This is a genomic window from Halomonas sp. (genome assembly GCF_041689495.1).
Lineage (GTDB): Bacteria > Pseudomonadota > Gammaproteobacteria > Pseudomonadales > Halomonadaceae > Halomonas.
The window spans coordinates 1-3,106 of the sequence record NZ_JBDNGD010000045.1 but is presented as its reverse complement, the minus strand read 5'-3'; the positions used below and the strand labels follow the sequence as shown (position 1 = coordinate 3,106).

Below are 3,106 nucleotides of genomic sequence, written 5' to 3'. Positions count from 1 at the left end.
GTGAGAGCCTGGCGATGATGGGCGAGTCGGGCAGCGGGAAGTCGACCCTGCTGCACCTGGCCGCGGGGCTCCACCTGCCCGACGCCGGCGAGCCCACCGGCAACCTAGATGAAGCCACCGCGGGTGAGGTACTGGATCTCCTGCTGGCGCTGGTGAGTGGCACCGGCAGCGCCCTGCTGGTGGTGACCCAAAGCCCCCGGGTGGCCACCTCGCTGGACCACCGCCTGTACCTTTCGCATGACCGTATCGGCTAGCAGGAGATTCAACGTCGAAAGGACACCGACACCGTGACCGCCTCCTCCGTCTGGGTCTTCAGGATCGTGCTTATCGCCACCGTGGCGGCGATGATGGCCGGCATCTGGTGGCTGTTGCAGGGGCTGGGCCTGCCCATGAGCCTGTCGCCGATGGGCATCGCCGCCTGGTTCAACAGCCAGGGCAGCCTCGGACCGCTGCTGCTCTTGCTGTTGATGGTACTGGCGGTGGTGGTCGGTCCGATTCCCACTCTGCCGGTGACCGCCGCCGCCGGTCTGGCCTTCGGCCTGCTTCCCGGGGCGCTGCTGTCAATCAGCGGCGCCATGGCCGGTGCGCTGATCGCCTTCTATCTCGCCCGACTGTTGGGCCGCGAGGCACTGCACGCCAAGCTGCCGACCAACCCGCTGTTTGGCAACCAGGGCTCGCAGCGCCTGCTGTTCTTGACCGTACTGGTCACGCGTCTGGTGCCCATCTTCTCGTTTGCGCTGGTCAGCTACGCCGCCGGGGTCACGGCCATCACCACCGGGCGCTTCGCACTGGGCACTGCGATCGGCATGATGCCCATGACCCTGGTGTTCGCGAGCCTCGGGCGAACCTTCGAGCTGAACCCATTGTTCTCGATCACGGCCGCCGTCGCAGTGCTCACCGTGATGACCCTGCTGCCCTGGCACCTGAACCGACGACGTCATTCACGACTGGCCCTCTGGTTGCACCTCGACAAGCCGCCCGAGGAGTAGCCGGCAACTGATGGCTCAGCGGGTATCACGGCGCTCCTCGCGCCGATAGTGCTCGGGGTCTTGCCCGAAGCGCGCCTTGAAGGCGGCGCTGAACTGGCTTCGGCTGCGGTAGGCACAGCGCAATGCTACCTGCTTAATCGGCAGCGATGTCGTGGCCAGCAGGTCACGTGCCTGGCGCAGGCGCCGCTCCGCGAGGAAACGCTGGGGCGGCTCGCCGAAGGCCCGCTTGAAGCGGTCGATGAAGGTCGTGCGGCTCATGTGGCTGAGCGCTGCCAGTTCCTCGACCCCGACGCGACGCCCGAGGTCCTCGGTCATGGCCGACACGGCCGCCCCCAGCGCCGGGTCCTGCAGCGCGAGCAGCCAGGCCGGATGTTCCGTGCCGGCCTCAAGCTCCCGGAGCAGCAGCACCAGGCACTGCTTCATCAGTGCGTCGATCATCGCCTGGCTGCCCAGCGCCTGGGTGGTGAGCTCCTTGAACAGCGACTCGAACAGCGGCGAGATGGCCGCGTCACCCGAGGCGATCCGCACCGGCGCCTGCAGCCGGTCGAACGGCGAACCGGCCAGCTCGGGCGTCTCGACATCGAGCATCCCGCAGAGGATCAATACCCCGGGCAGCCGGTCGTCACGCTGACTGCTCAGCCACTCCAGGGTGCCACTGGCCGGCTCGCAGTGCGGCAGCTGGAAGGGGTCACCCACCGTCTCGCTGACGGTCAGCCGCTGGTGCGGCGGGCAGATCACCAGGCTGCCCGGTGCCAGCGGCAGCGGTCGGTTCGAGCGGTCGCGCAGGCTACCCTTGCCACGCAGGACGTAATGCAGCGAGACGCTACCCAAGGGGGGCGTCTCCAGCGGCCATCCGCGACGCACCTCGCAGACGGCGAAGGACCTCACCTCAATGGTCATGCGCTTGAGCAGTTGGTCCAGCATGCGGGCCCCGGACGGAAACGGATGAAATGGCACCCTTTGCGAACAATATCGCACAGGCATGGCGCTAGCCTGACATCGTACCGTTCACATAAGACAAAAGAGAGAGGAACACCTCATGTGCGATCATCAGGCAAGTAACGGAGCATCCGACCCGACCACACAGGCCGTCGATGGCGACCGCCGTCGCTTGCTCGCCGGCGGGCTCGCAGGCATCACCGCCGCCTCCCTGGGTGGGCTGTCCAGCGGCGCCGCCGCCGATGACCATGCCGGCGATCCCTATGCCCCACCCGACAAGGCTGCCCTGCCGGATAGCGGCTTCCAGCTCGACCTCGCCCGCGCCGCCCTGGTAGTGACCGACCCACAGATCGATTTCCTGAGCCCGGACGGTGTCACCTGGCAAGTCGTCGGCGAGAGTGTGCAGGAGCATGGCACTGTCGATAACATCCGGCGTCTGTTCGCTGCCGCCAAGCAGCGCGGCATGACCGTGGCTGTCTCCCCCCACTACTACTATCCCCAAGACCACCGCTGGGAATTTAACGGACCGCTGGAAAAGTTGATGCACAATATCGGCATGTTCGATCGTCCTGACCCCTTGAAGGCGCTTCAGCGCGACAGCGGGGCAGACTTCATGCCCGAGTACCGCTCGTTCATCGAGGATGGCGAGACCATCATCACCTCGCCACACAAGCTTTATGGTCCCGAACAGAACGACCTGGTGCTGCAGCTGAGAAAGCGCCGCGTCGACCAAGTGATCCTGGCCGGCATGTCGGCCAACCTCTGTGTCGAAGCACACATGCGCGAACTGCTGGAGCAGGGGTTCGAGGTCGTGGTGGTGCGCGATGCCACGGCGGCGGCCAAGCTGCCGGAAGGAGACGGCTATCTCGCCGCCTTGACCAACTTCCGCTTCATGGCCAATGCCCTGTGGAGCACGGAGGAAACCATCGCGCGCCTGCAAGCGTGACCGCCGCCCCCAGGCGCCCGGCAAGGGCGCCTGCCATTCCCCGGCTACGCCGGATGCGCCTTTGGCTTATACTGCCTACCCGTTGGATATCTTCGCCTGATCTGGCCCTTTTGTGGGACCATCGAATTCTCGCCGCGAAGAGAATCCGAAATGCTCGAGTTCCATCAGGTCCACAAGGCCTATGCCACGCCCCAGGGGCCGCTGACGGTGCTGGCCGGCGTCGATCTTGTTC

The 3,106-nt window shown here is 66.0% G+C and carries 4 protein-coding genes; 3 read left to right on the top strand and 1 reads right to left on the bottom strand.

Translation table 11 applies throughout. From position 1 onward, the window contains the following. Both ACESMD_RS01515 and ACESMD_RS01510 read left to right on the top strand, forming a co-directional pair. Nucleotides 1-254: ATP-binding cassette domain-containing protein (locus tag ACESMD_RS01515; RefSeq protein WP_372609667.1), on the top strand; the 254-nt coding region annotated here is incomplete at its 5' end. A gap of 33 nt (nt 255-287) precedes the next feature. After that, nucleotides 288-989: a TVP38/TMEM64 family protein gene (locus ACESMD_RS01510; RefSeq protein ID WP_372609665.1), complete on the top strand. Its 702-nt coding sequence runs from the start codon at nt 288-290 to the stop codon at nt 987-989. A 15-nt stretch (nt 990-1,004) separates the two neighbouring features. On the opposite strand, the gene ACESMD_RS01505 is transcribed toward ACESMD_RS01510, so the two are convergent. Continuing rightward, complete coding sequence (locus ACESMD_RS01505) at nt 1,005-1,913, bottom strand: helix-turn-helix domain-containing protein (RefSeq protein ID WP_372609663.1); 909 nt, start codon at nt 1,911-1,913, stop codon at nt 1,005-1,007. A gap of 115 nt (nt 1,914-2,028) precedes the next feature. On the opposite strand from ACESMD_RS01505, the gene ACESMD_RS01500 reads away from it, so the two are divergent. Beyond that, entirely contained in the window at nt 2,029-2,874 is an 846-nt protein-coding gene (locus ACESMD_RS01500; protein ID WP_372609661.1) for a cysteine hydrolase, read from the top strand. The last annotated feature ends 232 nt before the right edge of the window (nt 2,875-3,106 follow it).